The organism is Allobosea caraganae (assembly GCF_003351345.1).
Classification (GTDB): Bacteria; Pseudomonadota; Alphaproteobacteria; order Rhizobiales; family Beijerinckiaceae; genus Allobosea; species Allobosea caraganae.
On record NZ_QQTO01000021.1, the window covers coordinates 121901 to 140408 of the forward strand.

Consider the following 18508-nt stretch of genomic DNA (forward strand, 5'->3'; position numbering starts at 1 on the left):
GCCAGCCTTAGGCCAGGATGGCGGCCCATGTGGGGAAGGGGTGCCTCTGTCGCCAGAGGTCCTTGAAATCATTATTTTTTGGTAATGTGCGCTCTGTTGGGCGGCCGTTCAGAAATCGGCTAAGGGATCGAGGCGGCGGTTCCGGCTGCGGCGGACACCCGCGTGCTGCCGCCAAGCCAGGATGTGCTATAGTCGGCTAAGCCATGCCGGATGCGATCCGGGACTATCGAGGCCGCCGGATCAATCCTCGCGCTGCGACGTTCCCCTAACGGGAAACGGGAGGACAGATCATTGGCCGATGGCCCAGTCTCTGCGAGCGTGATGATCTGGGCCGTGCTCGTCGCGGCCTTCGCGATGCCGTGCCTGGCGCTGGCGGCGCTGCTCTGGCGGGGAGGCGGGCCACGGCGGGCGCGAGCGCTGCCACAGCGCCGCCTGAGCGCCAAATACCGCTTCCGCCTGGGCAAGCTGCCCCGCGGCGCGCCCAAAGGGCAGCGCGGGGCAAAGGTGCAAAGCTCTGAGAAAAATGGTCGGAGTGGCAGGATTTGAACCTGCGACCCCCACGTCCCGAACGTGGTGCGCTACCAGACTGCGCTACACTCCGATCAACTGGTGGCCGGCTTATAGCCAGCACCGCGCCGGGGCGCAACAGCGCCGAGCATGCAAAGCGTGGAAAATTGACGGAGCGGTGTCACGGGGCCTTGTGGGAAGCCCGCGTCAATGGTTGCGCGGCGCGACGACGCGCTTTAGAAGGCAGCGGCGCATTGGGGCGTCGCCAAGTGGTAAGGCAGCGGTTTTTGGTACCGCCATTCGGAGGTTCGAATCCTCCCGCCCCAGCCATGCATTCCAGTTTTCCAAACATTTCGCCGGGCTCGGAAATTCCCGCGACAGTGTCGTCCTGTTCCACCAGACGGCCGGCTCCAGCGACAAGACGCTGAAGCTCTACGACGGGCACGCCCACGACCTGCTGAGCGATCTCGGCAAGGAAGGCGTGATCGCCGACATGAAACACTGGATCGATGCTCGCCTGCCACGCTAGGAAGTTGGCCTGAGAACCGCCATCTGCCGCACCGTAAGTCAGCGAGATGCCATGCGCCCCGCCCTACCTCCGCCGGCCACCAATATGCGCTGCTTCTGGCCCGCTCTCCCCGGACGCCGCCGGGCTTTCGTCCAGCTACCCGCCCTGGCCGGATTGCTGTTCGGTTCGGTGCCGGCCGCGGCCCATGTGAAATGGTTCGCGCCCTATATCGTGGGGGCGCCGCCGCAGCCTATTGCCGTCACCCTGGCCAACCCGTGGTTCTGGACCGGCATCGCGCTTGTGCTGGTCTTCTTCCTGGCGACCCGCGCGATCGAGAAATCGCCTGCGGGAGAGACCATCCTGGCCGGCATGGACCGGATCACCGACCCGCTCTGGCAGAGGCTGGACGAATTCGTCCGCCTCGTCATCGCGGCGTTCTTCGTCGCGATCTTCGCGGTCGGCGGCGTCTACCTGACGCCCGACCTGAAGACGCCGGCCGAATGGGTCTCGTGGGCGCAGCTGCTGATCGCGGCCCTGGTCATCCCGCGGGCGACGCGGCCGCTCGCCGCCGCCGGCATCATCGGCCTGTGGCTGCTGGCGCTGCGCGACTACGACATCTTCCACCTGCTCGACTATCTGGCGCTCGGCGTCGGCGTCGCCGCCTATCTCGTGCTTGAGGCCTCCGACAAGCCTGAATGGCGCAAGCATCGCTTCGAGGTGCTGCGCTGGGGCGTCGCCATCGCGCTGATGTGGTCGAGCCTGGAGAAGTTCGCCTATCCCGACTGGTTCTACCCGCTGGTGGTCGAGAAGCCGTTCCTGACGTTCGGGCTGCCGCGCGACGTCTTCATCCCGATGGCGGGGGTGGCCGAGTTCACCATGGGCTTCGGCATGATCTGGACGCCGCTGGTGCGCCGGCTCTCGGCGATCGCGCTCTTCGTGATCTTCAACGCGGCGGTCTACCCGTTCGGGCGCGTCGACCTGATCGGCCATGCGCTGATCATGGCGATCATCGTCGCGATCGCGGCCGACCATACCCGCGAGGTGCATTTCCTGCCGGCATTGAAGCGCAGGCTCGCCGGCGTGCCGACCGGGCTCGCCGCGGCGCTGCTGATCTTCGCCACCGGCTATTGGGGCCTGCACATCGCGCTCTACGGACCTGAGGGCCGGGTCGGCACCCCAGCGGCCGATATCGCGACGCATTCGTACAGCCCGGAATACCCGCATGGCCCGCAGGTGCCGGGCGGCATCGGCGCGCCGCCGGTGCGAGCCAGCGATGCGGGCGGCCATGCCGGCCACGCCATGCCCGCCACGGCCGATGCGAAGCCCGCGCTGGCCGCCTATCAGCAGGTCATGGAGCGGATGCACGGACCGATGATGCAGGGCATCGCCCATTCCGATCCGGACGCCGCCTTCGTGCTCGGCATGATCCCGCATCACCAGGGTGCGATCGATATGGCCGAGATCCAGCTCCGCTACGGCAAGGACGCGGCGAACCGCAAGCTGGCGCAGGAGATCATCGCCGCGCAGACGCATGAGATCGGTGAGATGCGCGAATGGCTGAAGCAGAAGAACCTGCCACAGCCGGCTCGGTAGCTACAGCGTCGCGGTCTGCTGTCACGCGGAAGTTGCGTGCCGGTACCGGCGCACTTCGGCCGGTGCCGCGTAGGGCGGTTTTGGCCCATTGCCGACGTCAGGAGCGTCCGCAATGGGCAGTAGGATCGGCTTTGCAAAGGCGGCATCGTTATGCCGCCGCCGGCCCGCTTCAGAAGCTGACCCTTAGCTGTGCTGATCCTCCGTAGCGGTTTGAGGTGCCTGAGAGTTCGCCGTCGAAGCGGGCGCCGAGCGTGACGCTGGGGGTGAGCCTGACGTCGAAGCCGGTGGCGATGAGGGCGGCGTTGCGGGCCGGCCTGGCGCCGGTGATGGCGAAGCTGGCGCCGGGCAGGCCGACCAGGCTGGCCGAGAGGTCGGCGTCGCGCTGGAAGTAGTGCGCCCAGCTCGCCCGGACATAGCCCGAGACCGGGGTCGCGCCGAGCATGGCCTGGACGTCGAGCTGCAGGCCGAGCTCGGAGCGCGAGGTCGTCTCGCTGCGCCTGGCGAGGTGGAGCGCGCCGGGGGCGGCCCCGCTCCAGCTCGTCTCGGTGACGCCGGGGCTGCGGACCTGGATCGCCTGCAGCGCCGCCAGCGGCGACAGCGTCAGGCCGTTCCAGCTCGCGAGCGCGGCGCTGGCCTGGAGCCGGCCGCTCCAGGCGGTGGTGGCGTAGGAGGAGGACAGCGCGCTGCCGAGCGCCGGGAGGCTGCGCGTGACGTCGGTCTCGAGCCTGGCATAGCCGAGCGCCGCGGCGAGGTTGAGCGGGCCGAGCCGGGTCATGCCGTAGAGGCCGGCCTGGAAGGCCTCGGCGTCGGCCTTGCCGAGCCCGCCCGCCAGCGAGGCGCGGGCGCTGCCGCCGGCGACGGCGAAGCCGGCGGTCGTGCCGGGCGCCAGCCGGACGTCGGCGCCGACCGCGAGATGCGCGTCGTCGAGGTCGCGCCTGGCCGAGCCGGCGATCCGGTCGCCGTCGCTGCGGCCGAACGAGCCGAAGGCCGCGCCCCAGACCGAGTAGCGCGGCAGGTCGAGCACGGCTGGCCGCTCCGGGGCGTCGCTGCCCTTGCCGACCTTGCCGGTGAAGGCGGCGGTCCCCGGCGCCGGGGCGCCGTCGCCGAGCCGGCCGGCGGCGAAGGGATCGAGCATGGCGCGCAGGAACTGGTCGGCGGCCGAGACCGCCATGGCGGGCGCGGCGGTGTGGACCTCGCCGGAGAGCTGGTTGACCGCGGCGGGGATGGCGGCCGCCGGCAGGTTGTAGAGCCCGAACAGCGCCGACGGGTTGGCGCCGCCCGCCACCGCCCGGTCGATGCCGGCTGCGACCGCATAGGCGTTGGCCGGCCGGCCGACGCCGAGGCGCGGGGCCGGCGACGCTCCCCCTGGCGTTACCGGCGGGCTGGCCGGGTCGATGATCGGCGCCAGCGGGTTCGGCGCCAGGGTGAGCTGCACGTCGGTCGCGGTGTAGGCGACGCTGGTCGCGATGCCGTCGCCGAAGCTGCCGGTGGTGTCGACGGTGCCGAAGCTGCCGCTGCGCCCGCCCTGGGCCGAGAGCAGCGTGTAGGGCGTCGAGAACGTGTAGGCGCCGCCGAGCGGCACGATCCTGAGCGTGCCGGCGAGCGCGGCCGTGCCGGTGACGTCGATCCGGTCGGAGACCGCGCCCTGCACCTCGGCGATGTAGACCGAGCCGGCGCCCAGCGTCAGGTTGCCGTTCACGGTCAGGGTTCCCGGCGAGTTGCCGGGAGAGATGGTGCCGTTGACCAGCGTCGCGGGCAGCTGGCCGGAGCCGGCGATGGTCCCGCCGGCATCGACCGTCAGCCCGGAGGACGAGGCGATCGAGCCGTTCACCACCAGCGTGCCGCGCGTCACGAAGGTCGCGCCGGTATAGTCGCTCGTGCCGGACACCGTCGTCTTGCCGATGAAGTCCTGCCGGAAGTCGCCCGAGCCCGAGAGCTTGCCGGCGAAGCTCGCGCCGCTGTTGTCGCTGGTCGTCAGCGTCTGGCCGGCGGCGAGCGTGACGATGGCGCCGGCATCGCCGACGAGCGCGCCGATCGTCTCGCTCTGGGCGACGTCGAGCGTCGCGCCGCCGGCGATGGTGACCAGCCCGGCATCGCTGATCGCGGCGCCGCCGGTGACGGTCAGCGTGCCGGCCTGGATCGCGGTCGTGCCGGTGTAGCTGTTGACGCCGGACAGGGTGAAGGCGCCGCTGCCGGTCTTGGTCAGGCCGCCGCTGCCGGAGATCGCGCCCGAGAAGGTCGTCGAGGCGTTGCTCGACCCCGTGCTCAGCGTCGCCGCGCCGAGCGTGACCGAGCCGGCCCCGGCGAGCGAGCCGATGCCCTGGCTGAAGCCGGCGAGGTCGAGGACCGCGCTAGCGCCGACGCTGAAGGCCGAGCCGGAGGCGAACGCGCCGGCCGCCCCGGCCCGCAACGTACCGGCCTGGACCTGCGTCGCGCCGGTGTAGCTGGTCGAGCCACTGAGGGTGAAGGCGCCGCTGCCGGTCTTGGCCAGGCCGCCGCTGCCGGAGATCGCGCCGGAGAAGGCGGTGCTCTGTCCGTTCGAGCCGAGCGTCAGCGTTCCCGCGCCCAGCGTGACGTCGCCCGCGCCTTCGAGCGAGGCGATGCTCTGGTCGAAGCCGGCGAGGTCGAGCGCGGCCCCGGCATCGAGGGTGACGGCCGAGGCTGGCGCGAAGGCGCCGATCGCGCCGGCCCGCAAGGTGCCGGCCTGGACCGACGTCGCGCCGGTGTAGCTGCTGGCGCCGGAGAGCACGAGCGTGCCGGCCCCGAGCTTGGCCACGCTGCCGGCGCCGGAGACCGGGCCGCCGAGCTGCAGCTGCGTGCCGGTCGCCACGTCGACGCCGCCCGCGCCGGTGAGCCTGACCGAGCGGACCATGCCGAAGCTCGCCGTGGTCGCGAGCGTGCCGCCGGTGAAGGTCAGCGCGCCGGCTGCGTCGCCCAGATTGGCATCGGCCGAGACCGAGAGCGTGCCGCCGGCGATCGTCGTCCCGCCCGTATAGCCGTTGGTGCCGGTGAGCACGAGCGTGCCGGCCCCGACCTTGGTCAGGCTGCTGCCGGTGCCGTCGACCAGGCTGGAGGCGATCGTCGTGGTGACGCCGGCCGAGGTGTTGACCGTGCCGCCACCGGCGACGCCGAAGCTCAGCGAACCGCCGCTCAGCGCATAGCCGTCGCTGTTGAACTGCAGCGTGTCGAAGCTCTGCGTGCCCGAGACCGCGACCGCGCCGGCCATGCCCTAGAAGACGCCGACCGAGTCCGACCAGGGCGCGTTGAAGTCTGCCTGGCCGGGCGCGCCGGTCCAGTTCGCATTGCCGGCGTTCCAGGTCCCGGCGCCGCCGTCGACGGTGCCGTTGCCGAGCTGGTCGCTGCCATCCCAGAACTGCATCGCCTGGCTCGTGCCGAGCACCGCGAGGTTGACCTGCGTCGGCACGCCCGAGGGCGCGTTGTAGACCGTGCCCGTCGCGCCCGCGACCGAGGGCGCCGTCAGCGCCAGCGTGTCGAAGCTGCCACTGATCGCGCCGCCGCCGGTGACGTCGAACAGCCGGTAGTAGCCGGCCGAGGCGACGTTGGCCGTCAGCGTGCCGCCGAGCACGAGATTGCCGGCCGCGCCGCTGCCGTTGACGATGATGTGGTCGTTGGTGCCGCCGCCGACGACGCCGGGGCTGTTGAGCTCAAACACCGTGTTCGCGCCGCTGTTCAGCTCCAGCGACCCGACCGTCAGCGTGCCCGGCGAGCTCCCCGCCGACAGCGTCCCGCCCGAGGCGACCGTCACCGCCCCGGCAATCGCGCCCGAACCGCCCAGCGTCGCGCCGCTGGCGACGCCGACCGTCCCCTGGACCGAGCCGTTGACCCGCAACTCGCCGCCATCGACCTGCGTCGCGCCGGTATAGGTGTTGGTGCCCGACAGGGTGAAGCTGCCCGTGCCGATCTTGGTCAGGCTGCCGACGCCCGAGGATTGCGAGATGACGCCAGAGAAACTCGTGGAGCTGTCGTCGCCGCCAACCGCGAGGGTCGAGCCGGAATTGAGCACGACCGAGCCGGCACCGGCCAGCGAGCCGATCGTCTCGGAGTTATAGATTTGGAGCGAGCCGGGCGCATTGACCACGACCGCGCCCGTATCCGCGATCGCCGCGCCGTACATGAGTTGCAAGGTGCCGGAATTGACCGTGGTAACGCCCGTATAGGTATTGGCGCCAGCCAGTATGACCCTTCCGGCCGCCCCGGTTACGTCGATCGTGACGCCGCCGAGCCCGGTGGCGATGGCGCCAGTGACGGACGTGATGTACTCGGAACTGCCGCCCAATACGAGAGTATGGCCGCTCCCCGAAATACCGCCCACGAGGCCGAGATCGCTGTCGAAGGAATCGTTGTTGATCCGCGTGTCGCCGGCAAGCGTGATGGCGCCGTCGAGGCCATTGGCGCCCGAGACGTTGCGCAGCGCGCCGCCATTGGCGACGCCGGTGCCGCTGAGGGTCAAGGCGTTGGGAAGCGAGATATAGCCCTGCACCTCGAGCGCCGCACCGCTCGCGACCGACACGGCGCCGGTCCCGAGCGCGCTGTCGTTCCGGACGTTCAGCACGCCGGCGCTGACCGTGGTGCCGCCGGCATAGGTGTTGGCGATCGACAGCGTCAGCGTGCTGCCGCCCAGCTTCGTCAGGGAGCCCGTGCCGGAGATGTTGCCCGCAAATGCCCGGTCGCTGCCGGGATTGAACGACAGCGTGCCGCTATTGGCCACGTCGCCGAGGATCGAGCCGCTGCCGGCGATCTGCAGCGTGCCCGCCGTGATGCTGGTGTTGCCGGTATAGGTGTTGGCGCCGGTGAGCGTCAGCGTGCCGGCGCCGGTCTTGTCGAGGCCGGCAGTGCCGGCAATGACCGACTGGATCGTCGCGGTGGCGCCAGTGGCCACCTCGACGATCGGCTTTGCGGCGCTGAGGCTGGCCAGGGTGAGGGGACCGCCACTGAGGGTGTAGCCGTCCACCAGGAAATGCGTGAGATAGGCCGAGACGCCGCCATTATCGACGGTCACCGTGCCGGGCGTGCCCTGGAAGACGGCCTCGTAGCCACCCCAGGCCTTCGATGTCGTGCCGGTGGCGTTGGTCCAGTTGGTGGCGGCGGCGTCCCAGGTGCCGCTGCCGCCGTTGACCGTGCCGTTCGGGGTGGCCTGCGCGCCGTTCCAGTAACTGGTATTGGATGCGACCAGGAGGGTAATAAAGACCGGATTTGAGGTATCTATGCTATATAAGTATTGCATCGGCGCGGGGCCGATGACCATCGTATTGTTGGTCAGCGTGCCGATGACGTTGAACAGGCGATAGGTGCCCGCTGCAAGCGCATTGCCGGAATCGGTGATGTTCAGCGTGCCGTCGAGGACCAGGCCGCCACTCCCGAGCGTCAACAGCCCCGTAGTGTTCCCGGCCCGGGTGACGTTCATCTCGAGGATGGAATTGGGGGAAAGGGTGAGCCCGTCGAGCGCCGCGGCGCTGGTGGTGGTGGTGGTCACCAGTGTGCCGCCATTGGCGATGGTCACCTGGCCATGGACACGGCTCAACGCCAGGACGGACAGCGCCGCCCCGCTCGCGACGGAGACGGTGCCCGTCGTCTCCGCGAGGCTGGCCATGGCCAGCGTGCCCTGCTGCACGTTCCAGTTGCTTGTGTCGGTATAGATGCCGTTCAGCGTCCAGGTCGAGCCGCCGGTCTTGTTGAACGCCGAAAAGCCGTTGAAGCTGGTGGCGCTGGTGCCGATGCGGGCCAGATCGAACGCGGCATTGGCGGTGCCGCCGAGGACGAGCGTGCCGCCCGTCCCGTTCACCTTGGCGCCGCCGCCGAGCGCGTAGCCGGCGCGCAATTCCAGAGTATTGTTGTGGCCGTCGAACTGGACCGAGGGAGCGATCGTGCCGCCAGCGCCGCCGCCGGTGATCGTGCCGCTGCTGACGACGAGGTTGTTGTCGCCGGAGACGAGCACACCGGCGGTGCCGGCGTTGCCGGCGCGACCGCCGGTGATGGTGCCGGCATTGTTGATGGTGTTGTAATTGCCGGTGATGGAGACGCCCGCGCCGCCATTGTCCGGCCCGCTCGCTGCCAACATCACGGCACGGTTGGCACCAACGATGGTGGCCCCCGCATTATTGGTCAGCACGGTGCCGGTGGCGAGCGATGCGCCGCTGCCGCCGAGGATGACGCCGGCGCCGCTGGCACCGCCCTGCGAGACGTTCCAGTCGATATCGTAGCCGCCCGTGCCACCGCCGATCGTCCCGCTGTTGCTGACGGTCCCGCCCGCCCCCGAGATGACCAGCCCGGCGCCGCCGTCACCACCCGCGCCGCTGCCGGTGAAGGAATTCAGCGTGTTGAGCAATCCGCCGCCGCCGCCGCGCACGGCGCCGGTGTTGGTGAACGACGCCGAAGCACCCGACAGCGAGACGCCGGTCCCGCCCGCGCCGCCCACGCCATTGGTGGCGCCGGACCCCAGGAAGCCGAGGAAACCGGCATCGCCGCCGGCGCCGCCGGTGATGGTGCCGCTGTTCGAGACCTGCAGACCGGTGCTCGCCGAGGCGATGCCCGCGCCGCCCCCGCCGCCATTGCCCAGATTGCCGCTGAAAGAGGAATTCGCGCCGCCGCCGGCACCGCCGATGCCACCGGTCACGCCACCGCTGGTGGTCACGACCAGGGATGAGCCGTTGAGGACGAGGGCCGCGCCGCCGCCGCCGCCGCCGCCGAGGCCGCCATTGCTCCCGCTGTCTGCCGTGCCTGCGCCGCCGGTGGCCCCGCCGCCGCCGTTGCCGCCCGTTCCGCCGACTGAGCCGCCGCCCGGCCCGCCGATTCCGCCGGCCGTGCCGCTCCCGCTGCCACCAGCGGAGCCGGACGCATTTTCGCCCCCGCCCGCGCCGCCGGCGGCGCCTGTCACCGTCGTGGTGAGGCTGTTGGATGTGGTGACTTGCAACCCGGCGCCGCCGCCACCGCCGCCACCGCCGCCCGTGCTCGGGAGGCCTGTACTCGCCGCGCCCACAGATCCATTTGGCGGGAGCGTCTGCCCCCGGGCCGGCGAGATCGTCAAGACGCCTCCGGCCGCCACCATCACGAGCAGCAGGACCGGCGCGAGGCACGAGGACGCAAGCAGGTCACGACGACGACGCGCGAGGCAAAGCCCTGTCTCACGGGGAGCGGCACGGCGGCCCGCGGACGACTTGCCACGAATGGCGGCCTGATCAACTTGCTCGCGCTTCACCGGATCCCCCAGACGTCGGATTCAACCAAACGGCGCCCATGCCGGGGAGAATCAGCAGTACCTTAGCGAGGCATCCACGCTGGCAACTTGAGCCGGCGTTCGCAATCGCCTGATTTTGCGCTTTAAATGGCGGGTGTTGCCGTTAGGTAACGGGGGGCTGGAGGTGGCGTATACAGCGTTTGCTCAGCCGGTCCGGGATAGCGCGCCTAGCGAACCCAAGGGCTGACCGCCAGCACGGCCGCTTCCGGTCAATCGCGAGGTCCGGTTTTGTGTTCTGTAAAGGAGACGAGCGCCCGCGAGTGGCCCATTTCGGCAGGGTGTCCAAGGCGCTTAGCTGGCGCCTTATCGACATTGGAACGACCGCATTCGGGCAGTCTGGCGGACCCGCCATTGCCGTTAGGCCTAATGATGGGATCGGTTTTACGCTAAGTTCGACCAAGCAGGGCCATTCCCGGTCATTCGTTCGATCCGCCGTAACCTCCTCGCGGGCAGCAGGGCGCGAATCTCGTGCCGCCCGAGTCTTTCGAGGTCCAAACTGAATCGGCGCCGACGCCGAAAGAACGGAATTATGGGATTGGCGAAGGTGTCGTTGCAAAAACTGCATTCTTGAATTGGGATCACGTGGCGATGAAGACCTGCCGATTGCGCGTCGGCAACAACTGAAACGCGATTACGGAACCTGAAGCGGGCGCGATGAGCGGCACCAGCAGGATTCCCAGGGGTTTCGCAGGCGCGGTTCCGGTCGCCGCTCGTGTCCGCGGATAGCGCGCAGCGCTTCCGGGTCGTTAACAGGCTGGCGGGACCCCGAACTCTCATGGGAGGAATAGCGATAACCTCGTCTAGAGGAGAGAAGCGCCAAAATTGGTTGCAGGGTCCATATCGACGGCGAGCTGGCCGGATGGCTCCGCCGCCCAGCCACCCGTCCGACCGAGCCAGCGGCCCGAGCCGGGCGTCGCCATGCAGGTGCCGTGCGAAATGATCTCCTCGCCGCGCCGGATCACGCGCTCCGGCCAGCCCGTCGCGGTGTAGCCGGCGAAGGGGGTGAAGCCGGCGTGGTCATGCATCGCCGCATCGGTGATCGTCACGGTCTTCTGCGGGTCCCAGATCGCGATGTCGGCATCGTAGCCGGGCAAAAGCGCGCCCTTGTTCGGCAGATTGTAGAGAGCCGCCGGAGCCGTGGCGGTGAGCTGCACGAAGGCCTCCAGCCCCCGCCCGGCGAATTCGGGGCGACCCTTCGAGACCAGCGCGTCGAAGAGCAGCGGCAGGCGCGTCTCCAGGCCGGGCAGGCCGTTGGCGATCTGCTTGAAGGTCGAATTCGGTCCGGCCGAGAGCTTGCCGGTCTCGTCGAAGCGGTAGGGGGCGTGGTCGGAGGAGATCACCTGGATGTCGCCGAGCGCCAGGGCCTGCCAGAGCGCGTCTTGGTCGGCAATGTCGCGCGGCGGCGGCGAGCACATCCATTTCGCGCCTTCCAGCCCCGGCTTGTCGAGATCCTGCTTCGTCAGGAAGAGATATTGCGGGCAGGTCTCGGCGAAGACTTTTAGGCCGCGCCCGCGCGCCTGGCGGATCACCGCGGCGCCCTCGGCGGTCGAGACGTGGAAGATCATGATCGGCTGGTCGAGCAGTTCGGCCGCCGTGATCAGCCGGTTGAACGCCTCGGCCTCCGAGCCGCGCGGATGGCTGATCGCGTGATATTTCGGCGCGACATAGCCCTTCTCGACGAGCTTTTTACCCATCCAGGCGATCATGCCGTGGTTCTCGGCATGGACGCAGACCAGCGCGCGGTTCTGCCGGGCGGTCAGCAGCAGGTCGAGCAGCGGCTCGTCGTCGATCTTGATCAGATCGTAGGTCATGAAGATCTTGATCGAGGCATGGCCCTCCGCGATCAGCGCCGGCAGGTCGGCCTCGATGGTCTTGCGGTCGGGATTGGCGACGATGAGGTGGAAGGCGTAGTCGATCAGCGCGCCGCGCCGGGCTCGCGCCGCGTACTCGTCGACGACCTGCCTGAGATCCAGGCCGCGATGCTGCGCGGCGAAGGAGATCAGCGTGGTGTTGCCGCCGAAGGCGGCTGAGGTCGTGGCGCTCTCGAACGTGTCGGCGTTGAGCAGCCCGCCGGCGGAGACCTGCTCGACATGGGCGTGGCTGTCGATGCCGCCGGGCAGGACGAGTTTTCCGCTGGCGTCGATCTCCCGCATGCCGGACGGCAGGCCCAGGCCGAGCGCGGCGACCTTGCCGTCCTTGACCGCGACATCGGCCACAAAGCTGCCGGTCGCGCTGCCGACCGTACCGCCGCGAATGACCAGATCGTAGCTCGCCGTCATCTCAGCATCCTTTTCAAGCCTCAGCGCACGACGAGCGTGCCGATCGCCATAGCGACGGCAGCCTGCGTCGGGTCGATCACCGGAATGCCGAGCGCCTGCTCGAGCGGGCGGCGATGGCGCGCCATGCCGGCGCAGCCCATCACGATCGCGCCGGCGCCGTCGCGCTCCTTGAGCTCGGTGCCCACAGCGATCATCCGATCCAGTGTGCCTTCCCCGGAGGCGCTCTCCGCCACCGACATCTCCAGCGGCCGTTCGCCGGCGAGCCGGTCCATCAGGCCCATCTGCCGGAGATAGCGGATATGGCGCGGGATCGAGCGCGACTTGATCGCGATCACGCCGAAGCGGTCGGCGCGCGTCAGCGCAGTAAGCACGCCGCATTCGGCGATGCCGAAGACGGGGCTCGCGGTGCCCTCGCGCGCTACGTGCAGGCCGGGGTCGGAGTAGCAAGCGATGATGAAGGCATCGACATCATCAGCGGCCTCGACGCGCCGCCGCAGCGGGATGGTGACGCTGTCAGCGTGCTCCTGCGTCTCGATGCCGAAGGGGCCATCGCGCAAAGTCTCGCAGATGATCTCGGGTCCCTCGGCGAAGGCGAGTGGCGCCACCGCCTGGCGCAGGCCTTCGGTCACCGCCTCGTTCGAGTTCGGGTTGATCACGAGAATGCGGGCGCGTCGGGTCATGCGGTCGATCCTTCGGGCGAGAGCGGGGCGAGGCTAGGCGACCTCTGCCGCGACCCAGTCGGCAAGCACGGCGCAGGCATCGAGGAAATCGCCGATCTCCATCGCCTCCAGCGGGTTGTGGCTGCCATGCTCGTTGCGGACGAAGAGCATGGCGATCGGCACGCCGGCGGCAGCGAAGGCGGCCGCGTCATGCGAGGCGGGGCTGCCAAGGCGCATTGTCTGGATGCCAAGCCGACCGGCCGAGGCTTCGAGGCCGTTTGCGATGGCCGGGTCCACGGGACCCACTGCGGCACTTGCGCGCTTGCCGAGTTCGAAACTGACGCGGCGGCTTGCCTCGATCTCCCGGATCGCCGCGAGCATCCGTTGCTCGACCCGGTCGAGTACCGCCTGGTCATAGGCGCGCACGTCGAGGCTGAAGGCGAAGGCGCCCGGCACCGTCGTCAGACCGTGGACCGCGGGATCGGTATGAAAGCGGCCAAAGGTGACGGCAAGCGCCACGCCCGCTGCCTCTTCCTCCTCCCAGATTCTGTCGAGCACCATGGCGAGTTCAGCTCCGGCCATGGCGGCGTCCCGGCGGAAGCGGCGGGGCGTGCCGACATGGTCGTGCCGGCCGGTGATCTGCGCCGCCGGATAGCGGAAATTGCCGGGGACGCCGGTGCAGATCGCGACCGGCAGCTTCGACTCGACCAGGCTCGGCGCCTGTTCGATATGAACCTCCAGGAAGGCACGGATCGCGGCCGGGTCGAGATGCCGCTCGCCGCGGCGGATCGCGTCTGGGTCGCCGCCGCAGGCGGCGATGCTATCGGCGAGTACGCGGCCGTCGTCGATCCGCCTCGCCTCCAGCGCGCCCTCCGGCAGGGTGCCGAGCGCCGAGCGGCTGCCGATATAGGAGACCTGGAACCAGACGCTCTCCTCGGCGCGCACCGCCATCGTCGTGACGTCGCAGCGCGGCGTGATGCCGAGCGCGCGCAGCACCGCGATGGTGACGAGCCCGGCCAGGACACCGGCGGCGCCATCGAAATTGCCGCCATGCGGGACGCTGTCGAGATGGGAGCCGATCAGGAGACGGGGCGCGTCGGGGTCGCTGCCGGGCAGCGTGGCATAGGTGTTGGCGGCGAGGTCATGCGTGATCCGCAGTTCGTGCGCCGTGGCATGCTCGGCGAAGAGCCGGTGCGCGAAAGTCTCGCCCTCGCCATAGGTGTCGCGGGTGATGCCGGGCTCGCCGCGGCTTCCGGCCGCGAGCCGGTCGAACAGGCTTTCGACCCAGGCGCGCTGGGCCGCGACGGCGTCGCGGATCGCGTTGGCGGCAAGAGCTGTCCTGATCGCTGCGGTCATGATCGTCCCTCAGGCCCAGGGCAGGCTGGGCGGCGAGAGCTCGTCGACGGAGCGCCCGGCCCAGTCGAGCGATGAAGCCTTGGCCAGCGCCCGGCGCTGCGCCTGCTCCAGCCCGTCGGACGCCGCCGGGTAGTCCATGGTCAGGACCTTGCCGTTGGCCACGACCTGCTTGCCCTGGACGAAGACATGGGCGACGGCGCGGTCGGCGGCGGCGTTGATCAGGCTCTTCAGCGGGTCGCGCGTCGGCCGCATCATCGGATGGGTGAGGTCGACCATGACGAGGTCGGCCTGCGCGCCCTTGGCGATGCGGCCGATATCGTCCCGCCCGAGCAGCTTCGCCCCGCCCAGCGTCGCGGCCCGGAAGACCTGGCCGGTCGTCACGGTCGCGTGGCTCTCGCCGGTGATGCGGGCATAGACGGCGGCGTGGCGCAGCTCCTCCAGCATGTTGTGCGGGAAGGTGTCGGTGCCGATGCCGATATTAACGCCGGCTGCGAGATAGCGGCCGAGATCGCGCAAGGTGACGCCGCGCCGGCCGAACACGGTCGGGCAATGGGCGAGCGAGGTCCCGGTCTCGGCGAGCCGGGCCATGTCGGTTCGCGTCGGCCAACGCACCCAGGGGTGATCGTCGAGGAAGATGCCATGGGCGATGGAGGCGCTGGGGCCGAGGAAGCCAATCGAGTCGAGCCACTGGACCGGCGACAGGCCGGTGCGGCGGACCATCTCGTGGAATTCGACGATCGCCTGGCCGGCATGGGTCTGGATCGGGATGCCGCGCTCGGCCGCCGCCGCGATCGAGGCCCGCAGCAGTTCTTCCGTGCAGGTGTCGATCTGCGCCGGGCAGGCCATGCCGGAGAGGCGGCCGGATTCATGCGCCAGCGCGGCGTCGATGATGCGGAAGGCCTCCTCCATCGCCTTGCGGCCGGCCGCGTCGTCGAGCTCGTATTCGACCGTGTAGCCGTTGCGTGTGAACCAGCGCCCGTTGCGGTACATCGGCGCCAGCACCATGCGCAGGCCCGACGCCGCTGCCCGGTCGAGCCAGCCCTCGCTCGGGAAGGACAGGTCGACCAGCGTGGTGACGCCGGACATCAGCAGTTCCGACCAGGCGACGTGGTTGAGATGCGGGATGCCCTCGGCATCGGCGCGGAACAGCCAGAGGAACTCGTAGAGCGAGGAATTGTAGAGTTTTGGCGTGCCGACCTCGTCGGTCATGCCCTTGTTGCCGGGCTCGCTCGACGGGTGGGAGTGGATGTCGACCAGGCCGGGCATGACCATGAAGCCGCGCCCGTCGATCTCGCTGGTGACCGGCCCGTCCCAGCCCTCGCCGAGATGCAGGATGCCCGTTGCGTCGAAGACCACGTCGAGGTCGCGGCGATAGACGTGGTCATCCGCCGCCGGATCATAGGCGATGACGACATCGGCGCGGCTGATGCGGGTGGTCATAGCCCCGCCGCCTTCTCATGCGCGAGGAAGTGCTCGGCGATCTCCTTGCCGGTTGCGATCCAGACGTCGCCGTAGCCGCGCGCGCGGGCCAGGAAGTCGCGCAGGATGCCGAGCCGCATCGGCCGGCCCGTGACCTGCGGATGCATCACCATCGAGACGAGGCCGCCCCATTCGCGGGTCTGGTCGAGCTCGCCGTTCCAGATCGAGAGCACATGCTCCTTCGGGAACATCGGGCGCGGGGAGAAGCGCTGCGACAGGCCGTAGAGCCAGTCGTCGAAGGACATGTTGACGGGAAGCTCGACCGGCCCCTTCGAGCCGTCGCGCAGCTTGTGCCGATAGGGGCGGATGTCGTCGCGGAACGAGGACGAGTAGATGATGCCGCGGTCGCGCAGATAGCCGAGCAGCTCGTTGTAGTTCTCGCCGGACGGCGCGCGGTAGCCGACCGGCGTGACGCCGAGCACGCGCTTGAACACCTCGAAGGCCTTGTCGATCTCCTCCTTGTCCTGCTCGAAGTCGGCGGGGTCCGGGCGCTTGTGCGAATAGCCATGATGGCCGATCTCGTGGCCGTCCCGGACGATCGCCTCGCACATCCTGGGATGGACCTCGACGACCCAGCCCGGCAGGAAGAAGGTCGCCTTGATCTCGACCGAGCGGAGATATTCGAGGATCTTCGGCACGCCGACGCGCTCCTCGTAGCCGCCGAAGGAGAGCGTCACCAGCCGGTCGGTGTTCTTGGCGTCATATTGCAGCCAGGCGGTCTCGGCATCGACGTCGAAGGCCGGGAGGACTGCACATCTCTTGCCGTTCGGCCAGGGGAATTCAGGAGCGGGATCGGCCGGGTTGGCGATGCGGAGCGGGAAATCGGTGGTCATGTTTCGGCCTCTCGGGATGCAGGCCGCCGGAGCCCTATCCGGCGACCAATATATCGTTACGCCTGTCAGTGGCGGACGGCGCTGATGAAGGCGCGCGTGCGCACCTCCTTGGGATCGGACAGGACGGAGCGGGGATCGCCGATCTCGACGATTTGGCCCTGGTCCATGAAGGCGACGCGGTGGCCGACGTCGCGGGCGAAGCCGAGCTCGTGCGTGACGCAGACCATGGTCATGCCCGTCTCGGCGAGGCCGCGCATGACGCGCAGCACTTCCGCCACGAGTTCGGGATCGAGGGCCGAGGTCGGCTCGTCGAAGAGCAGCAGCTCCGGGCGCATGGCGAGCGAGCGGGCGATGGCGACGCGCTGCTGCTGGCCGCCGGAGAGCTGCGAGGGATAGGCGTCGCGCTTGTCGGCGAGGCCGACGCGTTCGAGCAGGGACAAGGCGTGGGCGCGAGCGTCGGCCTTCGATTCCTTCAGCACCTGGACCGGGCCCTCGATGACGTTCTGCAGCGCCGTCAGGTGCGGGAACAGGTTGAAGCGCTGAAAGACCATGCCGATCGAGCGCCGCTGGCGGGCGATCGCCTTGTCGTCGAGCTCGTAGAGCTTGTTGCCGACGCGGTGATAGCCGACGCGCTCGCCCGAGACGAAGAGCGCGCCGCCATCGATGCGCTCGAGCTGGTTGATGCAGCGCAGGAAGGTGCTCTTGCCGGAGCCGGAGGGGCCGATGATGCAGAGCACCTCGCCCGTCGAGATGGCGAGGTCTATGCCTTTCAGCACCTTGAGCGTGCCGAACTGCTTCTCGACCTTCCGGGCGAGGACGAGCGGGGCGCCGGCGAGGTGGTCGGCATCGATGGCGGTCGGCGAAGGGATGCTGTTCATGGCGAGGTTCCTCACCGCCTGGCCGACACGGCGACGCCGCGGGCATAATAGGCCTCGATCCGCCCCTGGATCAGGCTCAGGATCGTCACCACGATCAGATACCAGAAGGCCGCGACGATCAGCAGTTCGATGACGCGCGAGTTGGCGTAGTAGATGCTCTGGGCCGTGTAGAGCAGCTCCGAGAACTGCACGACGCTGGCGAGCGAGGTCAGCTTGACCATGCCGATGAACTCGTTGCCGACCGGCGGAACGATCACCCGCATCGCTTGGGGCATGATGATCCGGTACAGGAGCTGGAGGCGGGTCATGCCGAGCGTCTGCGCCGCCTCGTACTGGCCCTGGTCGACCGAGAGCAGCCCGGCGCGCACCACCTCGGCCGTGAACGCGCCCTGCTGGATGCCGAGGCCGAGCAGGGCCGCGACGAAGGGCGTCATCACGTCGACCGTCTTGAAGGCGAAGAGGCCGGGAATGCCGAGGGTCGGGAAGACCAGGGCGAGATTGTACCAGAGCAGCAATTGCAGCAGCACCGGGATCGCCCGGAAGAACCAGATGTAGCCGAGCGCCGTGCTCGACAGCACCGGGTTGGCCGAGAGCCGCATCACCGCGAAGATCACGCCGAGCACCAGGCCGAGGATCATGGCGAGGATCGCCATGATGATGGTGTTGGCGAGGGCCTGCAGGATCACCGGCACGGTGAGGAACCTGGCGACATACGGCCACTCGATCTGCCCGACGGCGAAGGCCTGGACAATCGCTCCCAGAGCCACAAGAACCAACGCAGCGCCGATCAGCCGGCCGTAGTGGCGCTTCGGGACGATGACGATGTCTTCCGGCTCCGTGTTCATCTCAATCCTGTCCGCCCGATCGTTGGCGCTTATGCTTCGTTGCGACAGACGATGCTGTCGGAAGGATGGGGCGGCCCCGCCGGCCCACACTCACCATGAGCGAAGGGCGGCGAGCACGGCCTGGTGCCTGTCCATTTCCACCTCCCGTGGGGCGTTGCCGCCTGCTCCCGAGAACCGGACATGGTCGCAGATGCGGAGCAGGGTGCCCCAGAGGCGGGAGGGCAGGGCTCCCCACGGCGACGGCCGCGGGGGCGAGAAAGCGGATTGCATGGGCATACCTCCGAAAGGAGCTCCGCCAGCAATTCTCCTGCCACGC

Annotated in this window: 10 protein-coding genes and 2 tRNA genes; 2 read left to right on the forward strand and 10 right to left on the reverse strand. The window is 69.1% G+C overall.

Features of this window, described 5'->3' with window-relative positions; translation table 11 throughout:
• Positions 1 to 524: 524 nt before the first annotated feature.
• Positions 525 to 601 (reverse strand) — tRNA-Pro (locus DWF00_RS14855).
• Between the two features lie 161 nt (positions 602 to 762).
• On the opposite strand from DWF00_RS14855, the gene DWF00_RS14860 reads away from it, so the two are divergent.
• Both DWF00_RS14860 and copM read left to right on the forward strand, forming a co-directional pair.
• Positions 763 to 837, forward strand: a tRNA-Gln gene (locus DWF00_RS14860).
• A 250-nt stretch (positions 838 to 1087) separates the two neighbouring features.
• Positions 1088 to 2608 (forward strand): CopM family metallochaperone, encoded by a 1521-nt coding sequence (copM, locus tag DWF00_RS14865; RefSeq protein ID WP_245973945.1) that lies wholly within the window; start codon positions 1088 to 1090, stop codon positions 2606 to 2608.
• Between the two features lie 169 nt (positions 2609 to 2777).
• On the opposite strand, the gene DWF00_RS14870 is transcribed toward copM, so the two are convergent.
• The 9 genes from DWF00_RS14870 to DWF00_RS14910 all read right to left on the reverse strand — a co-directional run bounded on the left by DWF00_RS14870 (position 2778) and on the right by DWF00_RS14910 (position 18192).
• Positions 2778 to 5834 (reverse strand): autotransporter outer membrane beta-barrel domain-containing protein, encoded by a 3057-nt coding sequence (locus DWF00_RS14870; RefSeq protein ID WP_114853038.1) that lies wholly within the window; start codon positions 5832 to 5834, stop codon positions 2778 to 2780.
• Positions 5835 to 5837: 3 nt separating this feature from the next.
• Complete coding sequence (locus DWF00_RS14875; protein WP_147283705.1) at positions 5838 to 9539, reverse strand: beta strand repeat-containing protein; 3702 nt, start codon at positions 9537 to 9539, stop codon at positions 5838 to 5840.
• A gap of 1124 nt (positions 9540 to 10663) precedes the next feature.
• Positions 10664 to 12142, reverse strand: a complete 1479-nt coding sequence (gene hydA, locus DWF00_RS14880) for a dihydropyrimidinase (RefSeq protein WP_114829575.1) — start codon at positions 12140 to 12142, stop codon at positions 10664 to 10666.
• Positions 12143 to 12162: 20 nt separating this feature from the next.
• Positions 12163 to 12822 (reverse strand): aspartate/glutamate racemase family protein, encoded by a 660-nt coding sequence (locus tag DWF00_RS14885; RefSeq protein ID WP_245973947.1) that lies wholly within the window; start codon positions 12820 to 12822, stop codon positions 12163 to 12165.
• A 33-nt stretch (positions 12823 to 12855) separates the two neighbouring features.
• The gene (locus DWF00_RS14890; protein ID WP_114829574.1) at positions 12856 to 14157 is read right to left on the reverse strand and encodes a Zn-dependent hydrolase; all 1302 of its coding nucleotides are present in this window, start codon (positions 14155 to 14157) and stop codon (positions 12856 to 12858) included.
• Positions 14158 to 14166: 9 nt separating this feature from the next.
• Positions 14167 to 15597, reverse strand: coding sequence for an amidohydrolase family protein (locus DWF00_RS14895; RefSeq protein WP_114829573.1), 1431 nt, complete (start codon positions 15595 to 15597; stop codon positions 14167 to 14169).
• Positions 15594 to 16469 carry a polysaccharide deacetylase family protein gene (locus DWF00_RS14900; protein WP_114829572.1) on the reverse strand — a complete coding sequence of 292 codons (876 nt, stop codon included), beginning with the start codon at positions 16467 to 16469 and terminating at the stop codon, positions 15594 to 15596. Before DWF00_RS14900 ends, DWF00_RS14895 begins: the two co-directional genes overlap by 4 nt.
• Before the next feature lie 65 nt (positions 16470 to 16534).
• Positions 16535 to 17347, reverse strand: coding sequence for an amino acid ABC transporter ATP-binding protein (locus DWF00_RS14905; protein ID WP_114829571.1), 813 nt, complete (start codon positions 17345 to 17347; stop codon positions 16535 to 16537).
• 11 nt (positions 17348 to 17358) lie between these two features.
• Positions 17359 to 18192 carry an amino acid ABC transporter permease gene (locus tag DWF00_RS14910; protein ID WP_114829570.1) on the reverse strand — a complete coding sequence of 278 codons (834 nt, stop codon included), beginning with the start codon at positions 18190 to 18192 and terminating at the stop codon, positions 17359 to 17361.
• Positions 18193 to 18508: the final 316 nt, after the last annotated feature.